The organism is Salisediminibacterium halotolerans (assembly GCF_003814815.1).
In the GTDB taxonomy this organism is placed as follows: Bacteria; Bacillota; Bacilli; order Bacillales; family Salisediminibacteriaceae; genus Salisediminibacterium; species Salisediminibacterium halotolerans.
On record NZ_RKQQ01000001.1, the window covers coordinates 433,615 to 455,365 of the forward strand.

General features: G+C 52.3%; 16 protein-coding genes. 2 read left to right on the forward strand and 14 right to left on the reverse strand.

Features of this window, described 5'->3' with window-relative positions; all coding sequences use genetic code 11:
• Window positions 1–8 precede the first annotated feature (8 nt).
• The 3 genes from EDD67_RS01915 to EDD67_RS01925 all read right to left on the reverse strand — a co-directional run bounded on the left by EDD67_RS01915 (window position 9) and on the right by EDD67_RS01925 (window position 3,067).
• Window positions 9–1,286, reverse strand: a complete 1,278-nt coding sequence (locus EDD67_RS01915; protein WP_121439480.1) for a TRAP transporter large permease — start codon at window positions 1,284–1,286, stop codon at window positions 9–11.
• A gap of 28 nt (window positions 1,287–1,314) precedes the next feature.
• On the reverse strand, window positions 1,315–1,830 hold the full coding sequence (locus EDD67_RS01920) for a TRAP transporter small permease (RefSeq protein ID WP_093071928.1): 516 nt from the start codon (window positions 1,828–1,830) through the stop codon (window positions 1,315–1,317).
• 115 nt (window positions 1,831–1,945) lie between these two features.
• Window positions 1,946–3,067, reverse strand: a complete 1,122-nt coding sequence (locus tag EDD67_RS01925; protein WP_242005963.1) for a TRAP transporter substrate-binding protein — start codon at window positions 3,065–3,067, stop codon at window positions 1,946–1,948.
• 468 nt (window positions 3,068–3,535) lie between these two features.
• Here EDD67_RS01925 and EDD67_RS13775 point away from each other — a divergent pair, with 468 nt between their 5' ends.
• On the forward strand, window positions 3,536–3,706 hold the full coding sequence (locus tag EDD67_RS13775) for a hypothetical protein (RefSeq protein WP_154718749.1): 171 nt from the start codon (window positions 3,536–3,538) through the stop codon (window positions 3,704–3,706).
• Between the two features lie 31 nt (window positions 3,707–3,737).
• Here the strand turns inward: EDD67_RS13775 and EDD67_RS01930 are convergent, their stop codons facing one another.
• The 8 genes from EDD67_RS01930 to EDD67_RS01965 form a co-directional block, all read right to left on the reverse strand.
• Complete coding sequence (locus tag EDD67_RS01930) at window positions 3,738–4,667, reverse strand: DUF7916 family protein (RefSeq protein ID WP_121439481.1); 930 nt, start codon at window positions 4,665–4,667, stop codon at window positions 3,738–3,740.
• 110 nt (window positions 4,668–4,777) lie between these two features.
• Window positions 4,778–6,220: an N-acetylglucosamine-specific PTS transporter subunit IIBC gene (gene nagE, locus EDD67_RS01935; protein WP_121439482.1), complete on the reverse strand. Its 1,443-nt coding sequence runs from the start codon at window positions 6,218–6,220 to the stop codon at window positions 4,778–4,780.
• 958 nt (window positions 6,221–7,178) lie between these two features.
• Window positions 7,179–8,207, reverse strand: coding sequence for an aldose epimerase family protein (locus EDD67_RS01940; protein WP_121439484.1), 1,029 nt, complete (start codon window positions 8,205–8,207; stop codon window positions 7,179–7,181).
• Between the two features lie 24 nt (window positions 8,208–8,231).
• A complete protein-coding gene (locus tag EDD67_RS01945; protein ID WP_121439485.1) occupies window positions 8,232–11,354 on the reverse strand; it encodes a glycoside hydrolase family 2 TIM barrel-domain containing protein in 3,123 nt (1,040 codons plus the stop codon).
• A 64-nt stretch (window positions 11,355–11,418) separates the two neighbouring features.
• On the reverse strand, window positions 11,419–12,639 hold the full coding sequence (locus tag EDD67_RS01950; RefSeq protein WP_121439486.1) for an ROK family transcriptional regulator: 1,221 nt from the start codon (window positions 12,637–12,639) through the stop codon (window positions 11,419–11,421).
• A 76-nt stretch (window positions 12,640–12,715) separates the two neighbouring features.
• The gene (locus EDD67_RS01955; protein WP_121439487.1) at window positions 12,716–14,245 is read right to left on the reverse strand and encodes a UDP-glucose--hexose-1-phosphate uridylyltransferase; all 1,530 of its coding nucleotides are present in this window, start codon (window positions 14,243–14,245) and stop codon (window positions 12,716–12,718) included.
• Window positions 14,245–15,261, reverse strand: a complete 1,017-nt coding sequence (gene galE / locus EDD67_RS01960; protein WP_121439488.1) for a UDP-glucose 4-epimerase GalE — start codon at window positions 15,259–15,261, stop codon at window positions 14,245–14,247. Before galE ends, EDD67_RS01955 begins: the two co-directional genes overlap by 1 nt.
• Window positions 15,262–15,274: 13 nt before the next feature.
• On the reverse strand, window positions 15,275–16,447 hold the full coding sequence (locus EDD67_RS01965; protein ID WP_121439489.1) for a galactokinase: 1,173 nt from the start codon (window positions 16,445–16,447) through the stop codon (window positions 15,275–15,277).
• A gap of 228 nt (window positions 16,448–16,675) precedes the next feature.
• Here EDD67_RS01965 and EDD67_RS01970 point away from each other — a divergent pair, with 228 nt between their 5' ends.
• Window positions 16,676–17,689 carry a LacI family DNA-binding transcriptional regulator gene (locus EDD67_RS01970; RefSeq protein WP_121439490.1) on the forward strand — a complete coding sequence of 338 codons (1,014 nt, stop codon included), beginning with the start codon at window positions 16,676–16,678 and terminating at the stop codon, window positions 17,687–17,689.
• A 41-nt stretch (window positions 17,690–17,730) separates the two neighbouring features.
• On the opposite strand, the gene EDD67_RS01975 is transcribed toward EDD67_RS01970, so the two are convergent.
• From EDD67_RS01975 to EDD67_RS01985, 3 genes are read right to left on the reverse strand one after another with little or no spacing between them, the layout of a single operon-like run.
• The gene (locus EDD67_RS01975) at window positions 17,731–19,965 is read right to left on the reverse strand and encodes an alpha-galactosidase (protein ID WP_121439491.1); all 2,235 of its coding nucleotides are present in this window, start codon (window positions 19,963–19,965) and stop codon (window positions 17,731–17,733) included.
• A 40-nt stretch (window positions 19,966–20,005) separates the two neighbouring features.
• Entirely contained in the window at window positions 20,006–20,830 is an 825-nt protein-coding gene (locus EDD67_RS01980; RefSeq protein ID WP_093071941.1) for a carbohydrate ABC transporter permease, read from the reverse strand.
• Entirely contained in the window at window positions 20,830–21,747 is a 918-nt protein-coding gene (locus EDD67_RS01985; protein ID WP_093071942.1) for a carbohydrate ABC transporter permease, read from the reverse strand. The genes EDD67_RS01980 and EDD67_RS01985 overlap by 1 nt, the downstream gene beginning before the upstream one ends.
• Window positions 21,748–21,751: the final 4 nt, after the last annotated feature.

Sequence of the window (21,751 nt, forward strand, 5' to 3'; positions counted from 1 at the left end):
CGTTCGTGTCAGTTAAATAAATACAGTAAAAACAGCGATGATGCCGGGATATACGTAATGATCAGCAGCGCGATAACTTGTACAAACAAAAATTTCCGCAAGCCCGGGATCATTTCGACCATATCGAGGTCCGAGATCGTCTGCGTGACAAAAATATTGATCCCAAACGGCGGGGTGTACATGCCGATCGCCAAGTTGACAATCATCACAATCCCTAAGTGAACCGGGTCGATGCCCATTTGCATCGCCGCCGGGAAGATCAGCGGCGCGACGATAATGATCGCGGCAATCCCTTCCATAAACATGCCCATAAACAAAAGCGCGACGTTTAAAACGAGGAAGAAGAGCAGCACCGATTCGATGTTTTCTGTCATAAACGTGGCGATTTGCTGCGGCAAGCCGCCGCGCGTTAACAGCCAGCCGAGAATTTGCGCAGCGGCAACGAGGACGAGCACCTGAGCTGATGTAATCGCCGAATCGACGCACACTCTGTAAAAGTTTTGCCACGACATCTCCCGGTAAACGAAGACGCTGATCGCGAGCGCGTAAACGGCGGCGATCCCGGCCGCTTCGGTCGGGGTAAAGATTCCGCCGTAAATTCCGCCGAGAATAATCACCGGAATCAACAGCGCCCAAAACGCGCTTCTCGTTGATGCGAACAGCTCGCGCTTCGTAGCTTTGGTGTCGCGCGGCATATTGTGCTTTTTCGAAAACCAATAAATGTAGGCAATCGTGACGAGCCCGATGATCAAGCCGGCGCCGATCCCGGCAGTAAACAAATCGCTTACCGACAGCGTCGTGATGACAGAACCCAAAACGATCAGCGTGATGCTCGGCGGAATAATCAGCGAGATCGAACCGGCCGAAGCCAAAAGCCCGGCAGAAAACGATGGACTGTACTCGCGGCGCAACAGCTCGGGGTACATAATTTTACCGATCGCAATCACTGTTGCCGGACTCGAACCGGAAAGCGCGCCGAAAAACATGCTCGATACTTGCGTTGTCATCGCCACGCCGCCGGCCATGTGACCGACCAGCGCCCGCGCCCAGCGGAGAATCCGGTCGGAAAGCCCGCCGCCTTCCATAATATTCGCTGCGAAAATAAAAAACGGCAGCGCCATCAAGGCAAACTGATCAAGCCCGCCGAACATGCGCTGAACGAGAATCATCGGATCGGTATCGCTCATAAAGACGACACTGAGAAACGAACCGAGACCGAGCGCGACGAAGATCGGAGCACTGGTAAATAAAAAGATAATAATGAGAATAAACAGCAAGGTTGTCATCGTACCACTCCTTTTTTCCGCGCGCGGTTCATGGTTCTTCACTCATCCGGTTCAGTTCCAGCTCTTCACCGGATTTAATCATTTCGATCGACAAGACGATGATATGAAAAATCGACAGCGCCGAGCCGATCGGAATAATTGCATACACCCAGTAAATGCCGATTTCTAACGACGGGGTGATTTGATTCGTCCCGTACGAAAACTGCACGAGCTCCCAACCGTAATAACCGAGAAACCCGAGGAAGACTACGGACAAGGCGTTGACCGTAAGCTGCAAAGCTTTTTTCGTTTTTTTCGGCAAGTAGTTGAGCATAAAGTCGATCCCGACGTGGATGCCGCGCCGGTAGCAAAGCCCCATGCCGATAAACGTGATCCAAATCATTAAATAGCGGATCAGTTCGGCCGCCCAGCTCGTATTCGCCGCAAAGCCGTAGCGTAAGACGACATTGGAAAACAGCACCACCGTCGCAATCATAATTAACGCGGCGATCACGATCTCTTCGATTTTGTATAACACTTTCACTCCGTTGCGCAATACGGTCATATCCGACTCCCTCTCTTCTTTGTCAAGCGTCGCCGTGAAATAAACAAGAACAGCGCGAAACAGGGAAAAAGCGTCGAAGCTGATTCCCTGTAAGCTGCCTGTTCCGCTCGTTCGTTTATTCGCCGCCGGTGACGGACTCTATTTCGTCATAGAGACCGTCGAGCAGTTCTTGCTGCTGTTCGGAACCTTCGACTTCGTCTTGATGCATATCCTGACTTGCTTCACGGAACGCATCGCGCTCTTCTTCGGTCAGCTCGTAATATTCTGCATCGGATTCCTGAATGTTCGTGCGGAATTCATCTTCCGTTTCAGCCAAGTTTTCCCGGGCTGCTTCGACCCCGACTTCTTCAGCTTCACGGATCAAGTTTTGTGTCGCTTCGTCCAAACCGTCAAACCAGCCCTGATTGGCCATAAGCAAATACGTCATCGTGCCGTGATAACTTTCAATCACGTAATCCTGCACTTCATGAAAATCATTTAAATAAATCGTCTGCAGCGGATTTTCCTGCCCGTCGACAACGCCTTGCTGCAGGGCGTTATACACTTCTGCGTACGGAACCGGCTCTGCATTTCCGCCCCATGATTCATACTGGTTGATCAATGTCGGCGATTCCATCGTCCGCATCGTTAAGCCTTCAAAATCAGACGGCTCGTGAATTTCCTGTCCGTTTGTCGTAAAGAGCTTAAATCCGCCCGGCCAATAGCCGAGCCCGGAAAAACCGCCTTCATCCAACGCGCCGAGCAGTTCTTCGCCGGCTTCAGAGTCTTGCACTTCGTATTTCTGATCGATATCTTCCGGCCAGAGATAAGGCAAGTCAACGAGTTTTACATCATCAACAAACGGGGATACAACAGCTGACGGCTGCATCGTAATATCAATTTCGCCGATTTGTGTGCTTTCCACTTGCTCGCGCAAGCTGCCCATTTGCGAATCCGGGTACATATCAACCGTAACGGCGCCGCCCGATTCTTCTTCGACAAATTCTTCAAACGCCCGCGCGCCGACATACTCCGGGCTGCCTTCCGGCTGGTTGTGGCTGAAGGTTATCTCGAGTTCTTGATAATCTTCTGCCGCTGTGTCATTGTTGTTTGCAGCATCGTTATTGTCTGCTTCGTTGTTTACGTTATTCGCGTCATTGTTCCCGTCCGCTTCATTGCCATTGTCACCATCACCACATCCTGCCAGCGCTAATACCAGTGCTGACGACAATCCCGCATACATCTTTAACGATCTCACAACAATTCCCCCTTAAAATTAGTAAAACAGTGTGCCTTATCAGGTTATACAATTTATCATACAATTTAGACATTTCGCTGTCTTTGTCTGTTTAGACATAATTATACATACGACTATGTCTTTTTAAACAATTATCTTCCTGCGCAAGTGTCTTTGCTTCGGTCAAACAGACAAATAATGCGCGTCGAATCTTGTCATATTATATAACAGCGTGTTTGAAAAGACGAGAGGGGAATGGAAGAAAGACAAAAAAGCAGTCCAGAGGGACTGCTTCAGAGTGTTGACAAATTATTATTTTGGCGTAAGCCACGCAGCCACTAACCTCCGCTTGCCCCGGGCAACACCTCAGCCTCCTCAGAAGCGTAACCGCTTCTTGTGGGGTCTTCGGAAGTTGCTTTTCCCGGAGGCGTCGGAGGAGTGGATGCGTGGCTTCCTTTATGATGAATACACTCGATTCAAAGAAGGAGGATGACCCAGCATCCCGGCTTTTTCCTGCGGGATAGCGAGACAGACGAGACCCTGCAGGGCCAAGCCCGAAGCGGTTCGGCGCTCGCCCGCGGAAAGAAGCCGGACGATGCGCAGTCATCCGTTCCTTTTAATATGACATCTATCGATGTCATGACGTTGTCAACACTCTAAAAGCAGTCCAAAGGGACTGCTTTTTTTCGAGTCAGCGGAGCGCGGAGGCGGCCATGCGCGCGAGCGTATGGCGGCGGCCGCGGACCGCGACGGAGAGCGATTCGATATTCTCCGGGACGGCGATGCCGGTATGGCCGGCGTCGCCGATGTGGTGAATGTCGAAGCCGGCCATTTTGTTCATGAGGGCGATGTCGCGGACGGTGTCCGCGGCGGCGCCTTCTTGGCTCGTGCCGATTGCGGCCATCGTTAACAGGCCGGCGCGGTGCGCCGCGTCGATCAGCGGGCGCACGGTGTCGACCGTGATCCCGGGAACGGTGCCGGGCGCGGGGAGCAAAAGGACGTCGGCGCCGGCTTCGGCGAAGCGGGCGGTGTCATCCGGGGTGATGATCCCGGCGCCCGCTTCACCGGCCGCGCCGGCGGAATGCATTTTCCCGGCGATGATGAAGACGTTGTCGCCATGGCGAGCGCGGATCCGTTCAATCGCGCGGGCGATTTCGTCATTGGTCACGCCAGTTTTCGGGTTGCCGGTTAAGCATATCATATCGATCCCGTCAGCAACGGCTTTGTCGACAGTTTCATCTGCGGCGGTCCGTCCAACAGGCAAATGTTCCAGTTCTTCCAGCGGACGGGCGTCGACATCGACCGGTTCGAGGTTGATCCCGACCGGAATGCCGGTCAGTTTCTTCAACAGCCGGATTGGATTCGTTTCGCCGTGCGCTTCGAGCAGTTCATCGATCCCCGCGATTGACGGGTGAAAAACGTCGTACATATTTAAAATGTTCATATCCGCCCCGTACGCTTTGGCAATTTCACTGTTCGTTGTGTGATTGACAAGCGGCGGCGCGCCGGCGATCGTCTCCGCAAGAACCGTGCGGCCTTCTGCGGCGCGGATCGATTCTTTCAGTTCGCGCGGTTTCATTTTAGCAAAATCACTCGCTGCGCAGTCTAAAATCCGTTTCATCGCGTTTTCCTCCTTTATAAATACAGCCGCGTTTCATTCGATGCGATAACAAAGCAGCGGAGAAACTTCTCCGCTGCTTTGCGTGACACTGTAGCAGTCATTCGTGCGGTTTATTCGTTAATTTGGTTGCGCACTTCTGTTTCAACGAATTGTACGTTCGTGCCGACGACAACGTGAATGTTGTGCGTGCCGACGACGTTCGTTCCGGCAGCGCCGGCTTGTTTGATTTTCGCTTCATTGACTTGTTCCATGTCTTTCACTTCGACGCGCAGGCGGGTTGCGCAGCTGTCGAGTGATGAAATGTTGTCTTTGCCGCCGAGGCCTTCGATGATGCCGGCAGCCTGATTGGCGGTTTTTTCATCTTTTGTGCCGCCGGAAGCCCCCGCTGTTGCAGCGGCTAAGTTTTCTTCATCTTCACGGCCCGGTGTCTTCAAGTTCATTTTAAGAATGAGGAAACGGAACAAGAAGTAGTACAGCACCGCAAAGAACAGCCCTTGCAACAGGAGCATGTACGGCTGGTTGGCCATCGGCGTAAAGAAACTGAGCGTGTAGTCAACAAATCCGGCGCTGAAGGTGAATCCCGCCGTCCATTGGAACGCGGCAGCGATAAAGAGCGACAGCCCGGTCAAAGCAGCGTGGACGACGTAGAGCACTGGCGCCAAGAACATAAACGAGAACTCAAGCGGCTCAGTGACGCCGGTGAAAAACGATGCAAATCCGGCAGCCAAAACGAGACCGGCAGCATCTTTTTCTTGCCCGGTTTTGGCGGTATGATACATTGCCAAACCGGCGGCTGGAAGACCGAACATCATGATCGGGAAGAATCCGGCCATGTAGCGTCCGGTGACACCGAGTTCGCCTTCGCCGGCCCAGAATTTACCGAGGTCATCAATGCCGACAGTGTCAAACCAGAATACCGCATTTAACGCGTGGTGCAGCCCGGTCGGAATCAACAGCCGGTTAAAGAAGCCGTACAGTCCCGCGCCTGTCGCACCGAGTCCGGAGATCGCTGTACCAAAGGCGACGAGTCCGTCGTAGAAAATCGGCCAGATGATCCAAAAAACACCTGACAACACAACCATCGCAGCGGCTGTCATGATCGGCACTAGCCGTTTACCGCTAAAGAACGCGAGCGCGTTTGGCAGCTGCACTTGTGCATAACGGTTATACATCCATGCAGCAACTAAACCGGAAATAATACCGATAAAGACGTTTTCAATCTGCGCAAAAGCGGCGGGCGCTTCTTCAACGCCCATCATCGCTTCAATCGCATCCGGTCCTAACAACTCTGTAATAACGAGAAACCCGACGAGTCCGCTTAAAGCGGCAGCCCCGTCCTTTTCCCTCGACATGCCGATCGCGACACCGACAGCAAACAGTACAGCGATATGGCCAATAATCGCAAGGCCGGCGGTTGTGAGGAAAATCCCGACGACGTTATCTTCAGCGATAAAACCGGTAATCATGTTCCCGATCCCGATCAAAATCGCCGCGGCCGGTAGCACGGCAACCGGAAGCATCAATGAGCGTCCGAGATTTTGAATAAACTTCATAGTCGTTCCTCCTTTAAGTAAAGATTTAGAAATGATTGCGCTTGCAAAGAAATGAATTCGAGCCGAACGACGACAAACATCCCCCCTGTCTATACACGTCATAGGAACAAGAGCCTAACTGACTCCTCAAATCCTACTATACCACAGAGTTTTATGGTGGTCTATACCTGCGGGGATATGGAAAAAATTATTTTTTTATCCATTACTATCAGTTTGATGGAAATTATTCTCCCTTCAGCGCACCCACCTGCCTGTCAAAAGCACAACTGACGTAAAAAAGCGCCCTTCTGTAAATAAAGAAGGGCGCTTTAGACTGTAGACAAACTATTTTTTTGTCAGCCATGAATCCACTACCCTCCGCTTGCCCCGGGCAAGGACTCAGCTAGTATTCGGCGGCCTCAGACCGCCGAATCCGGATCTTCGTCGCTTGCTTTCGAGGCTGCTGAAAAAGTGCTGGATAAACAAAGTTGACGTTTATTTATGAGCCGCATAGAATACAGAATATTATGAGCCCTCCGCAAACTCGCTTGCCGCGGGCAACGCCTCAGCCTCCTCAGAAGCGAAATCGCTTCTTGTGGGGTCTTCAGCCGTTGCTTTTCCCGCAGGCGTCGAGTTTGCTCCAGTCTCATAAAACTTCTCAATCTATAAGAGAAAATAAATATGCAGGCATCCAATTGATCATTTACTTTTTCAGCAGCCTCCTTGCTTTCCCGGAAGCGTCGGAGGAGTGGATGCATGGCTTCTTTTTTATAAATACACTCGCTTCAAAAAAGGAGGATGACCCAGCATCCCGGCTTTTTCCCGCGGGAAAGCGAGGCAGACGAGACCCTGCAGGGCCAAGCCCGAAGCGGCTCGGCGCTCGCCCGCAGGAAATAAGCCGGACGATGCGTCGTCATCCGGTCTTTAATCAAGTTAACATCTGACGATGGCATGACTTTGTCAACACTCTAGAGCGCGGTTAGATCACGCTGAAAGTAAACACGGTTTTTTTCGTAAACGATTCGCCCGCTTTTAAGAGCGGTTTCGGGAAGTGCTCGTGCTGCTCGAAATCCGGATAGCTCTGCGTTTCCAGGCAAATGCCCATATGCTTTGGCGGCACTTGGCCGTGAATCGACGGCGAGCCTTCGAGCTGGTTGCCTGTGTAGCAGACAACGGCGGGATCGTCGGTCGCAATCGACATTTTCCGCCCGCTCTCAGGATCGGCGAGTTCGATCTGCGGCATCTTTTCCTGATCCAGCAGGTACGGATGGTCCACCCCGCCGCCGACGAGCTCGATTTGCGGATGATCGGCATCGAGCGCCGGCTGCACCGGCTTCGGCTCCGTAAAGTCAAACGGCGCGTGCTGCTCAGCGAGCAAGTAATCGCCGGTCGGAATCGACGCCTCGCCGAGTTCCAGCACGCGGCTGCTGCCGATCATCAGCGTATGTCCGCCGATCGTCCGGCGCGCATTGCCGCTTAAATTGAAATAGCTGTGGTTGGTCACATTAACAAACGTATCGGCATCGGTCTTGCCGCTGTATTCGACCGCGAGCGCGTTGTCTTCTGTCAGCCGGTAAACGACCGTCAGCTCAAGATTGCCGGGATAGCCTTCTTCGCCGTCCGCGGACAGATACGAGAAAACCAGCGCCTGATCGCCCTCGATTTCCGTTTTCTTGCCGCTGAATACCCGGTGGGAAAAACCGTGTTCTCCGCCGTGCAAATGGTTGTCGCCTTCGCTCTTTGCCAAGCTGATCTCCTCTTCACCCAGCGTCACCCGCCCGTCTTTAATCCGGCCGGCGGTCCGGCCGACAACCGCGCCTAAAAATCCGGGATTTTCTTTATACACGGCGCGGTCGTCAAACGCGAGCACGACGTTTTCCAGCTCGCCTGTACGGTCCGGCACGGCGACTTCCAATAACGTCGCCCCTTGGTTCATCGCGGTCACCCGCATGCCGTTCCCGTTTTTGATCGTCCATGTTTCAAAGCGTTCCGCTTCTGTAGTTGTCATCTGACATTGCCTCCTTTGGCTGCTCTAGCGTAAATAGCCCGTGCCCGGCAAGGTCGGCGTCAGCGTGAATTGAAAAGCGAACGGTCCTGACGTTAACCGGTGTTCAGCTAACACGTCCGGGCCGCAGCTTGCTGAGCCTAACCCGTGCTGTTTTGCATTTACGTGCACGTGGATACCTGCCTCTTTTTCTAATTGATATGCATGATCCTTTTCTTCCAGCTGCTCACGCGAATACGGCAGCGCGCTGAAATCCATCTTTTCCGGAAAGTCCAGCTTGACACCTCTGCCGAGGACATTTTTTACCGCGGCCCACTCGACTTGATGACGGTTGCCGTTTTCTTGCGGAAACTCGTACGGCGTATACATCTCGTCGACGGTCTTTTTCCAGACGCCTTTTTTTGCCGCCTGCAAGCTGTCGGCGTAAGCTTCATCCGGACCTAAGCCGAACCAGCTGACGTCGGTCCGATCGTCCGGAAGGATCATCCGCATGCCGATTTTCGGCAGCGTCGGCGGGGCATTGCCTTCAAACGAACCAGTGACAGCCGTCGTCACCGTTCCATCAGGGGAAAACGTATGCGTCACGTCTGTAACGATGCCCCACTGATAAACAGGCGGCGCGATCCGCAGCCTTTTTTTCACGCTGATTTGACCGCCGCTTTCTTCTAAGCTCACGTTTCGAACCGTTTCGCTGAGCATATTCAGCCCGTAACTGCTCCACTCATCAACCGACGGCTTGTCTTTCAAGCTGATATTTAAAAACCGGTCGTTATCGATCGGCGCCCGCCAAAAATCAAGCTCCGGCGCGGATAAAAAGACGTCGCGGCCGTCGTGAACCCAGGAAAGCCACCGGCCGGTCGCGCGGTCAAATTCGGCTTCAAACTGCTGGCCGCAAATGACGATCTTACCGCCGGTTTCGTTCGCCTCAAGCGGTTGAGCGGTAAGCGCCGGCGCGCGCTTGCGTTTGTCCGAATCGTTCTTTTCTGCGAGGTCAAATTGCGCCCAAGCCAGTTCATAGCCGGCTTCCGCCCAGTCGTGATCGAACGCGAGCCGAAGCGAAACGTCCAGCCACATCCCCGGCGTCACGGCCGCTTGGTCAAACGGAATCGTCACTTGTTCTGTTTCACCGGCGGCTATCGCCGGGAGCGCGACCGCGCCGCCTTGGGCGGTGCCGCTTTCTGTTTTCAGACTCCACGAAAGGGTTAAATGATCCAAGGAGCGAAAATCGTAACGATTATGCAAGCTGATCGTACCGGCTGTCACGCCGTCATCGAAAACGGCGACCGGTTCGATCACTTTCTTGTATTCTTTAAGAGCCGGCGACAGGCTCCGGTCAGGCATGACGAGCCCGTCGATGACAAAATTGCCGTCGTTCGGGGTGTCGCCAAAATCGCCGCCGTAAGCATAGTACGGCGTGCCGTCCCCGGTTTTCGCCGCTATGCCGTGATCCATCCATTCCCAGACGAACCCGCCCTGCAGCCGCGGATACGACTCAATGATGTCCCAATATTCTTGTAAGCCGCCGGGGCCGTTCCCCATCGCATGCGCGTATTCACACAATATGTGCGGTTTCGTCAAGTCGGTCCGTTCGCCTAATGAGGCCATCACTTCCTGCGTCGAATACATCGTCGTAAACACATCGGACGAATTCGGCTCCGATTGCGGCGATTCGGCGCCCGCGTCCATAATTTTGCGGCATTCGCCTTCATAATGAACAAGCCTGGACGGATCGTACGCTTTCACCCAGCGATACATCGCATCGTGGTTGCGGCCGTAGCCGGATTCATTGCCGAGCGACCACATCAAAATCGACGGATGATTTTTATCTCGTTTGACCATCCGCTTAATCCGGTCGAGATACGCCTTTTCCCAAGCAGGATCATCGCTTAACTGGTCGGGCGCACCGATCAGTTCAAAACCGTGACATTCTAAATCGGCTTCATCGATCACGTACAGACCGTAACAATCACAAAGACGGTAAAAAGCCGGATCGTTCGGATAATGCGCCGTCCGTACCGCGTTGATGTTGTGCTGCTTCATTAAAAGAACGTCTTCTTTCATCCGCTCATACGAGACGGCCCGGCCGGTTTCGGGATGATGATCGTGCCGGTTCACCCCGCGAAGCGTGATCGCCCGTCCGTTGACAAGCATGCAGCCGTCTTTTAACTCGACGGTACGAAAGCCGGTTTTAACCGGAACGGATTCAATCACGTCGTTTTGCCCGTTATACAGCGTCACAAGCACTTGATACAACACCGGTTCTTCTGCCGACCACGGCGAAACATTCGGTTCGTGATGAGAAAACGTCAGTTGAGTCTTTTCAGTTTGTGCGAGCGGAACTGTGCGCACTTCGTTATACAATCGCTCGCCCGCCTGTGAAAATAACTCGACTTGGGCGGCGGCCGCTTCGTTTTTTTCCGCTAAGCTCTGCAGATGCACCGTTGCAGACAGTTTGCCGTTTTTGTACGACGCGTCCAGTCCGGCATCGATATTGATATCTGTTAACGACACGGCCGGCTGCTGATATAAAGAAACGTCGCGGAAGATCCCGCTTAACCACCACATATCTTGGTCTTCAATGTAGCTGCCGTCGGAGAATTTATACACTTGAAGAGCGATCGCATTCGTTCCCTTTCGCAAGTAACCGGTGACGTTAAACGCAGCCGGCATCCGCGGGCCTTGACTGTAACCGGCCAGTTCGCCGTTGACCCAAAGGTGAAAGGCGCTGTCGACGCCTTCAAAATGGAGGATGAACTGCTGATCTGCCGGGACCTCTGCTAAGTAAATATCTTTTCGGTAGCTGCCGGTCGGATTGATGCTGGGAATTTCCGGCGGGTTGACGGAAAACGGGTACTGCACGTTCGTATAGTGCGGATGCCCCCAGCCTTGCAGCTGCCAGTGACCGGGCACCTCAATCGTCTCCCAGTCATTAAGACGGGCGCCGGGATCAAGCAGCCCGTCCGGGATGACGGCGGCATTGTCCGCGCAGGAAAACTTCCATGCGCCGTTCAGCGAGATGGACGGCTTTAACGCAGCTATGTCTTCGTTATATGCCCCCTCTTTCGTTTGGTAGCGGTAAAAATGAGCATTTCCGTCCAGCCGGTTACGTGCTTGAACATCCGGGTTTTCAAGATCAGTCATCTCTTTCATCGTCTCACACTCCAAGCTTGGGATTATTCGTATACGGCGCTTCGTCTGCAACCGTTCTTAAAGGTCATTTGGCGTTTAACAAGTCCGGTGTAAACAGATCGGCCAAGACGATCGTCACAGCGCCGATGACGGTTGCGTGCTCTTGCAATTCGGCGGTTGAAATATTTGTCTGTTTCACTTCATCGGTCAGCGCACGCTGCGAAACAACATCTTGCAACGGACCGAGAATAAAATCGCCCGCTTTCGACACACCTCCGCCGATAATCAGTTTCGCGGGGTTCATTAAATTAATCACATTCGTCATCCCGACACCGAGATACCGGCCCGTCTCCTGCAAAATGTCGATACATAATTGATCGCCGGCGAGCGCACATTCATAGACGATTTCGCCGTTAATCTCGTCTTTGCCGGCAATTTTTTCGCGTAAAAGCGATTCTCTGCCTGACGCGATTTCCCGGGCAGCCCGCTCCGCAATCGAATCGCCGCCGGCGACCGTTTGCAAACAGCCAAAGCTGCCGCAAGAACACGGGCTCCCGTTAATATCAATAATCGTATGGCCGAGTTCACCGGCAACCGCATTATGGCCGTGGTAGAGACGGTTATTAAAAATGATTCCGGCGCCGATCCCGACGCCGATATTGACAGCGATCAAATTATCACACCCGCGCCCCGCGCCAAACCAAAGTTCGCCTAAGGCCATCGCTTTCGCGTCATTTTCCACAAAAACAGGCAGTTTCACCGCTGTCTCCAACTGTTCCTTAATCGGAATCTCTTTTAAATGATACGTCGGGGCAAAACGGGCAACGCCTTGTTCATGATCGACGATGCCGTGCATGCCGACGCCGACGCCGACAACCTGTGTTCGTTCAACGCCTGCGCTCTGAATGAGATCTTCAATCATTTGTGTCATCCGCTCCGTTAACTGATCAGCGGAAATATCCTGATACAAAGCGGCGTGATCCGCGACCAATTCCTTCGCGTTTAAGTCCGTTAACACGCCGCGGATTTTTCTCGCGCCGACATCGAGCCCGATGATGAAAAACTCTTGGTCGTTAATCGTTAACAACACCGGTTTTCTTCCGCCTTTCGATGTCCCCATCTCACTTTCGCGAACGAGGTTCGATTCAATCAGTTCGTTGACGATATTTGTCACCGTCGGCGGGGTGAGCTTCGTTTCCTTCGCGATCGCAGCCCGGGAAACCGCCCCCGCTGAGCGGATTTTATTTAATACGAGCGAACGGTTGAGTGATTTCATTAACTGAAAACTGCCGGTCACGTTTGACATTGCAATCTCTCCTATACGTCTGATCCTTACATCAAGCTTAACATTCTCATCATTATCCCGTTCACGGCAGGGCGCTTCACTCCGACAGAGAATGCAAAAATTGCTTAAACGCGTGTTGTCCGGTATCATCCTGCTTGAACACACCGGCATCTGTGAGGATTCGCGCGAAGATCAAGCCGATTTCCTTTTCGAAGATCGGCATGCCGTCTTGTTGCCAGTCGACATCCGGATAGTCGCTGACGAGCTTTTTCGCCCAGTCTGCGTGCTTTTCGATCCGTTCGTCATTAGCGACCGCTTGCGCCGGATCGTTTGCTGTAAGCGCCTCAGCTAACAGCGCGAGCTCTTCTTTCAGACGGCCCGGTAAAATCGCCAGTCCCATCGCTTCAATTAAGCCGATGTTTTCTTTTTTAATATGGTGCACATCGGCGTGCGGATGAAAAATCCCCGCCGGATGCGTGTCATCAGTGCGGTTGTTGCGCAAAATCAAATCGAGTTCGTAACGGCCGTCCCGCGTGCGGGCAATCGGCGTGACCGTGTTGTGCGGCGTGTCGCCGGTAAAAGCGTAAATGCCGACAGACCGATCGGAATACGCTTTCCAGGCTTCAAACACTTTTACGGCCGCCTCGCGAACACTTTCGCGGTCCGCGCCTTGCAGACGGATTGCCGACATCGGCCATTTAAGCGAACACGCCCGCACATCTTCAAACCCGCTGACGGTAAATTCCGTCACCTCCGCGGCTTTTGCCATCGGAAATTCGTGTTTGCCCGCTTGGAAATGGTCGTGGCTTAAAATCGAACCGCCGACGATCGGCAAGTCCGCGTTGGAGCCGATAAAATAGTGCGGATAGGCATCGGTAAACTGCAGGAGCCGCTCGAACGTTTCCGCGGTGATTTTCATCGGAACGTGTTCATCTTTTAAGACGATCGCATGCTCGTGATAATAAACGTACGGCGAAAACTGCAGGTGCCACTGTTCATCTAAAAGCGTAAGCGGCACGGTCCGCAGCGTTTGCCGGGCCGGATGATTGCTCCGTCCCCGGTAGCCGACATTTTCGATGCAGAGCGGACATTGCGGGTAATCGACAGCGGCGGTTTGTTTCGCTTTTTCGATTTCTTTCGGGTCTTTTTCCGGCTTTGACAGGTTAATCGTTACTTCCAGTTCGCCAAACTCGGTCGGCACCGCCCAGCTCTCATTTTTCGCAACGCGGTCTTGGCGGATGTAGTGCGTGTCTTGACTGAACTGATAAAAATCAGCCGTCGCTTCTTCCGCGCCGCGCTCGTGATAAATTTGCTTGAAATGCCTCGTTACTTCTGCCGGCCGGACGGTCAGGCAGCTCATCAGTTTCGTATCGTAAAGATCGCGTTCGGTCACGGTGTTTTCCGCGAAGCGTCCGTTTTCATACGCCCAGTCGAGCATCGGTTCCAAAATCGGCGCCGGCTGATCCGGGATCGCTGCCGCGTCTGGCGTATATGCTTCGCCGGGTTCGTCGAGATCAAGTACATCAAGTAAAAGGTTGCGGACGTAGACTGTGTCCAATTCGCTGATCAGATTTTTCTGCACGCCGTAGCGGACAAGCAGCTCCAGCTGCTGGTAGATCGTCTCCATTACGAATCCTCCGTTCTGCTTTGACTGGCTGTTTCGTAGCCGCCGGGGTGACGTTGATGCCACTGCCACGCTGTTTCAATAATCGTTGTCAAGTCGGCGTGTTTCGGCTTCCAGCCTAAAACAGATTGCGCCTTGTCGGACGAGGCGACGAGTTCAGCCGGGTCGCCGGCCCGTCTTTCCGCCGTTTTTGCCGGGATCGGATCACCGGTGACGCGCCGCGCCGTATCAATCACTTCTTTCACGCTGAACCCGTCGCCGTTGCCGAGGTTAAACACGTCGCTGTCATGTCCGTTATGCAAATAATCGAGCGCGAGCAAGTGGGCGTCGATCAGATCGTTGACATGAATGTAGTCGCGAATGCACGTCCCGTCGGCCGTCGGATAATCGTCGCCGAAAATATAGACGTGCTCCCGTTGTTTTAGCGGCACTTGCAAAATAATCGGAATTAAATGCGTTTCCGGCTTGTGGTCCTCGCCGATATCTTCGGTTGGATGCGCGCCGGCCACATTGAAATAGCGCAGGCAGACGTTGCGGATCCCGTAAGCATCTTCCGACCATTTGAGCATTTTCTCGACAGCGAGCTTCGTCTCGCCGTACGGATTCGTCGGCACGGTCGGATCCGTCTCGCGGATCGGTACATTGACCGGGTTGCCGTACGTTGCTGCAGTCGAGGAGAAAACGATTTTGTCCACGCCGTATTCAGCCATCACTTCAAGCAGCACGGCCGCGCCGCCGACGTTGTTTTGATAATATTTCAACGGTTTTTCCACGCTCTCGCCGACGAGCGAATTCGCCGCAAAGTGCATGACCGCATCGATCGGCTGTTCCGCAAACACCTTGCTGACATCGTCTTTGTTGCGCAAATCGCCGTGATAAAAAACAGCATCCGCGTGAATTGAAGCTTGATTGCCTGTCTCGAGGTTATCAAATACAACGACGTCTTTCCCTTGTTCCAACAGTTGCACCGTGGCGTGACTGCCGATATAGCCGGCTCCGCCGCATACTAATACTGCCATTGTCATCTCTCCTTTATTGATTCGTCCATTCGTGTGCGCCTTCGCCGACATCCGCAACATAAAACGACGGACTCAGCCCGGTTTTCTCTTGGTAAACAGCGGCGATCCGGTCTTTCACACCGTCGATGCCGTCTTTATGAACGATATTGACCGTACAGCCGCCGAATCCCGCGCCGGTCATGCGCGCGCCGATCACCGTTTCTTCCGCCCAGGCCGCTTCCGCCAAGGTATCGAGTTCGAGCCCGGTTACTTCATAATCATCGCGCAGCGATACATGCGAAGCGTTCATCAATTTGCCGAACCGGGTGAGATCGCCTTCAAGCAAGCTCTGTCCCGCTTCGATCGTCCGTTCGTTTTCAGAAATCGCATGACGCGCCCGGCGTCTTGCTGTCTCATCAGGAATCAGATGCTGATATTTTTCAAAGGTGCTGAGGGTAATTTCACATAAATGATCGATCGAAAGCGCCTGCTGCAAACCTTTGAGCGCTAATTCGCATTCTTCGCGCCGGCTGTTGTACTCCGAATCCATCAAGCCGCGGCGCTTATTCGTATTCGCAATCAGCAGGACGTAATCGCCGAGCTGCGTCGGGCGGTACTCCATCTCGAGCGTCGCGCAGTCAAGCAGCATCGCGTGATCTTTCTTTCCCATCCCGACAGCAAATTGGTCCATAATCCCGCAATTGACGCCGATAAACTCGTTTTCCGCTTCCTGCGCGATTTGCACAAGACGGACGCGGTCGAGGTTGAAGTTTTCCAGACTGTCCCAAAAAACGCCCGTCACGACTTCAATCGATGCCGAAGAAGACAAGCCGGCGCCGTTTGGTATATTGCCGTAAAACACCGCTTCGAAGCCGGTTTTCCCCTCATAACCGTGGTTTGCCATCACGGCCATCACGCCTTTCGGGTAGTTCGCCCAGTCATCCTCTTCGCGGTAGACTAATTGATCGAGCGAAAATGACACCTCTTCCATATCGGGAAAATTCATCGAATACAGCCGGACTTGCCGGTCGCTTCTCGGTCTAACAGCGACGTACGTACCGACGCTCAACGCGCACGGAAACACATAACCGCCGTTGTAATCCGTGTGTTCGCCGATCAAATTGACCCTGCCGGGAGCAAAAAAGAACCGCACCCCGTCTGTACTGCCGAACTTCTCGTCAAATGCCGTCAATAGTTGTTGTTTCATCCAATCACCCTTTTTTTAAAATAATCAGTCAGTTCACTTCAGCAACGTTTCTACAGCTCCATTATACATTGAAAACGCTCTCTTGTGAATAACTTAATTAAATTAATTAAATAAGTTTTTGCGTCTTCAGCCTGCATGCCTGTTTTCTTTACGGCTGACGCACTAAACAGGTATAATGGTAATTGTTTACTAAACATTTTTCGTTATAGCGATAAAGGAGTCATAGCCATGGCCACGATTCGAGATATCGCAAAAAACGCAGGATATTCAATTGCGACCGTATCCCGCGTGTTGAACCAAGACGATACGCTGTCAGTATCTGACGCCGCGAGAGAAAAGATTTTTAAAATCGCGGCGGAGATGAATTATCAGACCCCGAAATCAAGAAGCACGAAAAAAAAGACTGCCTCGCTGACGTTCGGGATGGTGTATTTCAATTCGGAAAAACAAGAAGTCAACGATCCTTATTTTCTTGCGATCCGCTTAGGAATCGAAAAATTTTGCGCCGAAAACAATATCCAGCTTGAAAAAGTGTACCGCAATCATGAAACTCTCCGGCTTAATAAACTGCAGAAAGCGGACGGTCTCATCGTCGTCGGCCGAATCAGACCTGAAGAAGTCGATGAGCTCGTTTTGTTAACAGAAAATATCATTTTTGTTGATTATTCGCCGCTCGATTCGATGTTCGATTCTGTCGTCATCGATTTTCAAGAAGCCGTCCACCGCACCCTCGATCACCTGATGGCGTTTAACCACCGCCGCATCGGCTACATCGGCGGCGACCAGTTCATCCGCCCGGGCAAAAACGTGATGGATTTTCGCGAAATCGCCTTTCGCACCTATCTGTCACAGCACGCCGGCTACTCTGAAAACGATATCCATATTGGCAAATTCTCCACCGAAGAAGGCTACCGCCTGATGCAAAAGGCGCTGATGAAGTCCCCGCTGCCGACGGCTTTCGTCGTTGCCAGCGACTCGATGGCGATCGGCGCACTGCGGGCGCTGCACGAACAAAACTACCGCGTCCCGCAGGATGTATCGATCGTCGGCTTCAACGACATTGCCGCTTCGAGGTATTTACAGCCGTCGTTAACGACGGTGAAAGTGCATACCGAATTTATGGGCGAAACCGCGGTAGAGATTTTAATGGAACGGATTCGTTCATCGCGAACGATCCCGCGCAAAACCGTGATCCCGACCGAGCTGATTGTGCGGGAAAGCACGTCCTATCCGCCGGAATAAGCGAAAGACGGCCTGCTCACATATCCGTGAGCAAGCCTTTTTTATTTTGTTTCCGCCTGTAAATGGTACAAGTACGAGACAAAATCACCGATTTTTTCATCCGGAAGCGGCGGCACTGACCCGGAATATTCATTTTCCAGCATCAGCCCGGCTTCCATCAGTTCATCGCCGTAATGAGACGCCCCGCCGTTCAATCGGTAACGCGTGTCCGGGTCCAACCCTTGCAAAAACAGCCGGTAAAACCCGGGATTCGGCTCAGACAACACTTTATAATAGCCGACGAGCGCTTCTTTCTGATCTTGCGAAACGACCATCCACGCCACCCGGTTGCCGTCTTTTTCAAACGGGCTTTCCAGCCGGTAAAAGACGCCTTTTTGAATCAGCTCGCGGTGATGTTTGTAAAAGCGGATTTGTTCACGCACCAGATCTTTCTCAGCAGGAGACATCTCGCGAATGTCCAATTCGTAGCCGAACGTGCCGAAGTACGAAACATGGCCGCGCATTTCTAAACTCGTCTCGCGGTGAACTTGATGATTCGGCACCGCAGAAACATGCGCACCGATCGCGCTCAGCGGATAAGCGATGCTCGTCCCGTACTGAATCTTCAAACGTTCCACCGCATCGGTGTTATCGCTCGTCCAAGCTTGCGGCGCATAATAGAGCATCGCCGGATCAAACCGCGCCCCGCCGCTCGCACACGATTCAAATAACACGTGCGGAAACGCAGCCGTTAACCGCTCATACAGCTGATACACGCCGAGAATGTAACGGTGCGCGACTTCACTTTGACGCTCCGCCGGCAAAGCCAACGAGCCGATTTCTGTCATGTAGCGGTTCATATCCCACTTGACGTAAGACACGTCCGCCCCGCTGAGAACCGCAGCCATCTTTTCATATAAATGATCGACGACTTCCTGGCGGGAAAAATCAAGCACGTACTGATTGCGTCCGTGTGAAGCAGCACGTCCGTTTACTTGGATAATCCAGTCGGGGTGCTCCTGATAGAGCTCGCTCTCTTTATTGACCATTTCCGGTTCAAACCACAGCCCGAACTTCATCCCGAGTCCGGTGATTTTTTCTGCTGCGCCGTAAACACCGTTCGGCAGCTTCTTTTCGTCCGCATACCAGTCGCCGAGCGACGTCGTGTCATCATCGCGTCTGCCGAACCAGCCGTCATCTAAAACAAACAGTTCCACCCCGAGCTGATTCGCTTCTTCCGCGATCGCCGTCAATTTATCTTCGTCAAAATCAAAATAGGTTGCTTCCCAGTTGTTCAACAGCACCGGACGCTGTTGATCCCGCCACTGTCCGCGCACGAGCCGCTCACGGTAAAGGCTGTGATACGTTTGGCTCATACCGTTCAAACCTTCATTCGAATACACCATGACCACTTCCGGCGCTTGAAACGATTCACCCGATTTTAACAGCCAGCGAAAATCGAACGGGTTAATCCCCATCGATACACGGGCAACATCGTAGTGATCGACTTCTACCTGCGCCAAAAAATTGCCGCTGTACACAAAATTAAATCCGAACACTTCCCCTTGGCTCTCGTCCGCATTCGGTCGCTTCAGCGCGATAAACGGATTTTGCTGCGCACTGCTCGTTCCGCGCGTGCTCGTAATCTTCTGGATCCCGTTCATAAGCGGCCGGGTCACAACGTGGCGCTCGCGCGACCACGAACCGGAAAGCTGGATCATCTCGTACGATGAATCAAAAAAATCAATGCTCGCGCTCAACGCCCGCGTTAATGACAAATCCGCGCTGCCGTGATTGATAAACCGCGCACTGCGCGTAATCACATCGCGCTCTGCGTAAATCGTATACGTAAGAATCAGCTCCGCGCCGATATGGTCATCTTCCAAGACGATTTCGAGCGTATCCGCTTCTGCTTCATCTTCTGTATACGTCGCCGGAAGCCCGTCAAGTTCAGGTTTTCCCGCTGACATACGATGGGTGCGGTAGCTGAAATCAGCTGTTCGGCTGCCGTCTTCCTGTAACAGTTGAAAAGCGGGCTCGCGGTAATCTGTCGTTCCGTACGACGGATATTCCTGTCTGATGATGTCGAGCGAGAAAGCGAGGTCGCCTTCATACACACACGATTGTCCCGCCCGCGGCTGCATCCGAACAAGGTGCTGAAATGAATCGCGATGATGGAGCGCCCGGCCGTAATACAGATGACCGAGCTGCCCGTTTTGCAAAACCGCCATGATATAACTGATGTTTCCGTTTGTTAAATGAAACTCTTGCGTTTTTTCATTGAAATGGATGGTCATATCGTTTCGCTCCTTCTCTCATATAACGTTTAACATCGCGTCAGCCTTTAACAGCTCCTGAGGAGAGGCCGGCAATGAAATACTTTTGCAGGAATAAGAACATCAAGGCCATCGGCAGCATTGCGATAAATGCCCCGGCAGCTACAAGACCGAGATTATGCTGATTTTCTGCGAAATAGCTGTCCATCGTTACCGTCAACGTATGAACATCACTGCTTTGCAGGAAGAAGATCGCGAACTGGTAATCGTTCCAAATGAATACACACGCGACAATCAAAACCGATGCTGTTACCGGTTTTAACAGCGGAAAGACAATTCTGAAAAAGATCCCTAATGTATTGGCGCCGTCAATTCGGGCTGCTTCTTCCAATTCTTTTGGAATCGTCGAGCGGATAAAACCGGAGTAGAGAAAAATCGTTAACGGCATAAATGCAGCGGCATTGACGAGAACCGCAATCGTCCGTGTGTTGATCATGCCGAAATCCACAACCATTTGATAAAGCGGTACGAGCGCAGTTAACGGCGGTACAACCATAATCGCGACAAACAGAACGAGCACGCCTTTATTCAGTTTTGTATTTTTGCGTGCCAGCGGATAAGCCGCCATTGAGCCTAACAAAATCAAAATGATCGCCGCCCCGGTCGTAATCAAGAGCGAGTTGATCATCGCATTGCCGAGATTCGCTTCTTGCCAGGCGGTTGTGAAATTCTCGAGCGAGAAGTAATCCGGAAACACCCAGCGTGAACTGAAATCTCCCTGCTCCTTTAACGAGGTTGTGATTAAAATGTAAAACGGAATCGCATGCAAAACCGTTATGATAAACGCCAGTATCGTCAGTCCGAGTTTCATTCGTTTGTTTTCCATCACGCTTCAATCTCCTTCCGTTTGAAGTACCACAGAGCCAGCAAGCTGATGATCAAAATGATAAAGGCGATCAGCACCCCTTGGGTCGCTGCATAGCCGGCATCCTGCCTGCTGAAGTATAAGGAATACATAAATGTCGAACTCGACTGCGACGCATCCCCAGGTCCGCCGCCTGTTAAAGCGACGATCACATCAAACAATTTCAAACCGCCGATAACGTTTAAGACAACGTTGATCGTAATCGATGGCGCCAAAAGCGGAAGGGTGATCGATTTGAATTGATCCCATTTCGAAGCGCCGTCAATATCCGCCGCTTCATAATAATCTTTTGATATGCTCTGCAAACCGGCTAAGTAAATAATCATCGCAATACCGACAAACTGATACACGTTGACGAGCATGATGATAAACGGATTCGCCGTCGGGTTCCCGAGTGCATTTACCGGGTCAAATCCGAAAAACATCAACGCATCATTCAAAGCACCATTTTGAAAAGCGAATACAAGGTAGAAAATATACCCCATGATCAGCGGACTGATAATAACAGGAAGATAAATAATTGTTCGCGTCAGCGTCCGCATCTTAATGCTGCTATTAAGAAGCAATGCATAACCCAATCCGATCGCATTTTGCAAAATGGTGCTTCCAATACCGTACAGCAGTGTATTGCGGACAACCGTCCACGTTGTCGGGTCCGAAAACATCCGGACGTACTGATCGAGACCGACAAAATTGCTCGTTTGCGAAAAACCGTCCCAATCTGTAAATGAAATCCGCACCCCGTTAAAAAACGGGTAAACAATGAAAGTCGTCACCAAAATAATCGCCGGCAAATACATCCACCATAATGATTTTTCTTTGGCAACCTTATAATTTTTCGGTTTTTGGCTTTGAGACTCGCTCGTTAGTTCCGCCATCTTT

Coding starts and splice junctions, on each gene's coding strand:
- EDD67_RS01985 (WP_093071942.1), bottom strand. CDS start 21,747: ATGGCGGAACTAACGAGCGAGTCTCAAAGCCAAAAACCGAAAAATTAT.
- EDD67_RS01975 (WP_121439491.1), bottom strand. CDS start 19,965: ATGACCATCCATTTCAATGAAAAAACGCAAGAGTTTCATTTAACAAAC.
- EDD67_RS01915 (WP_121439480.1), bottom strand. CDS start 1,286: ATGACAACCTTGCTGTTTATTCTCATTATTATCTTTTTATTTACCAGT.
- EDD67_RS01930 (WP_121439481.1), bottom strand. CDS start 4,667: ATGAAACGGATTTTAGACTGCGCAGCGAGTGATTTTGCTAAAATGAAA.
- EDD67_RS01920 (WP_093071928.1), bottom strand. CDS start 1,830: ATGACCGTATTGCGCAACGGAGTGAAAGTGTTATACAAAATCGAAGAG.
- EDD67_RS13775 (WP_154718749.1), top strand. CDS start 3,536: ATGACCCAGCATCCCGGCTTTTTCCTGCGGGATAGCGAGACAGACGAG.
- EDD67_RS01965 (WP_121439489.1), bottom strand. CDS start 16,447: ATGAAACAACAACTATTGACGGCATTTGACGAGAAGTTCGGCAGTACA.
- nagE (WP_121439482.1), bottom strand. CDS start 6,220: ATGAAGTTTATTCAAAATCTCGGACGCTCATTGATGCTTCCGGTTGCC.
- galE (WP_121439488.1), bottom strand. CDS start 15,261: ATGGCAGTATTAGTATGCGGCGGAGCCGGCTATATCGGCAGTCACGCC.
- EDD67_RS01955 (WP_121439487.1), bottom strand. CDS start 14,245: ATGGAGACGATCTACCAGCAGCTGGAGCTGCTTGTCCGCTACGGCGTG.
- EDD67_RS01940 (WP_121439484.1), bottom strand. CDS start 8,207: ATGACAACTACAGAAGCGGAACGCTTTGAAACATGGACGATCAAAAAC.
- EDD67_RS01950 (WP_121439486.1), bottom strand. CDS start 12,639: ATGTCAAACGTGACCGGCAGTTTTCAGTTAATGAAATCACTCAACCGT.
- EDD67_RS01970 (WP_121439490.1), top strand. CDS start 16,676: ATGGCCACGATTCGAGATATCGCAAAAAACGCAGGATATTCAATTGCG.
- EDD67_RS01945 (WP_121439485.1), bottom strand. CDS start 11,354: ATGAAAGAGATGACTGATCTTGAAAACCCGGATGTTCAAGCACGTAAC.
- EDD67_RS01980 (WP_093071941.1), bottom strand. CDS start 20,830: ATGGAAAACAAACGAATGAAACTCGGACTGACGATACTGGCGTTTATC.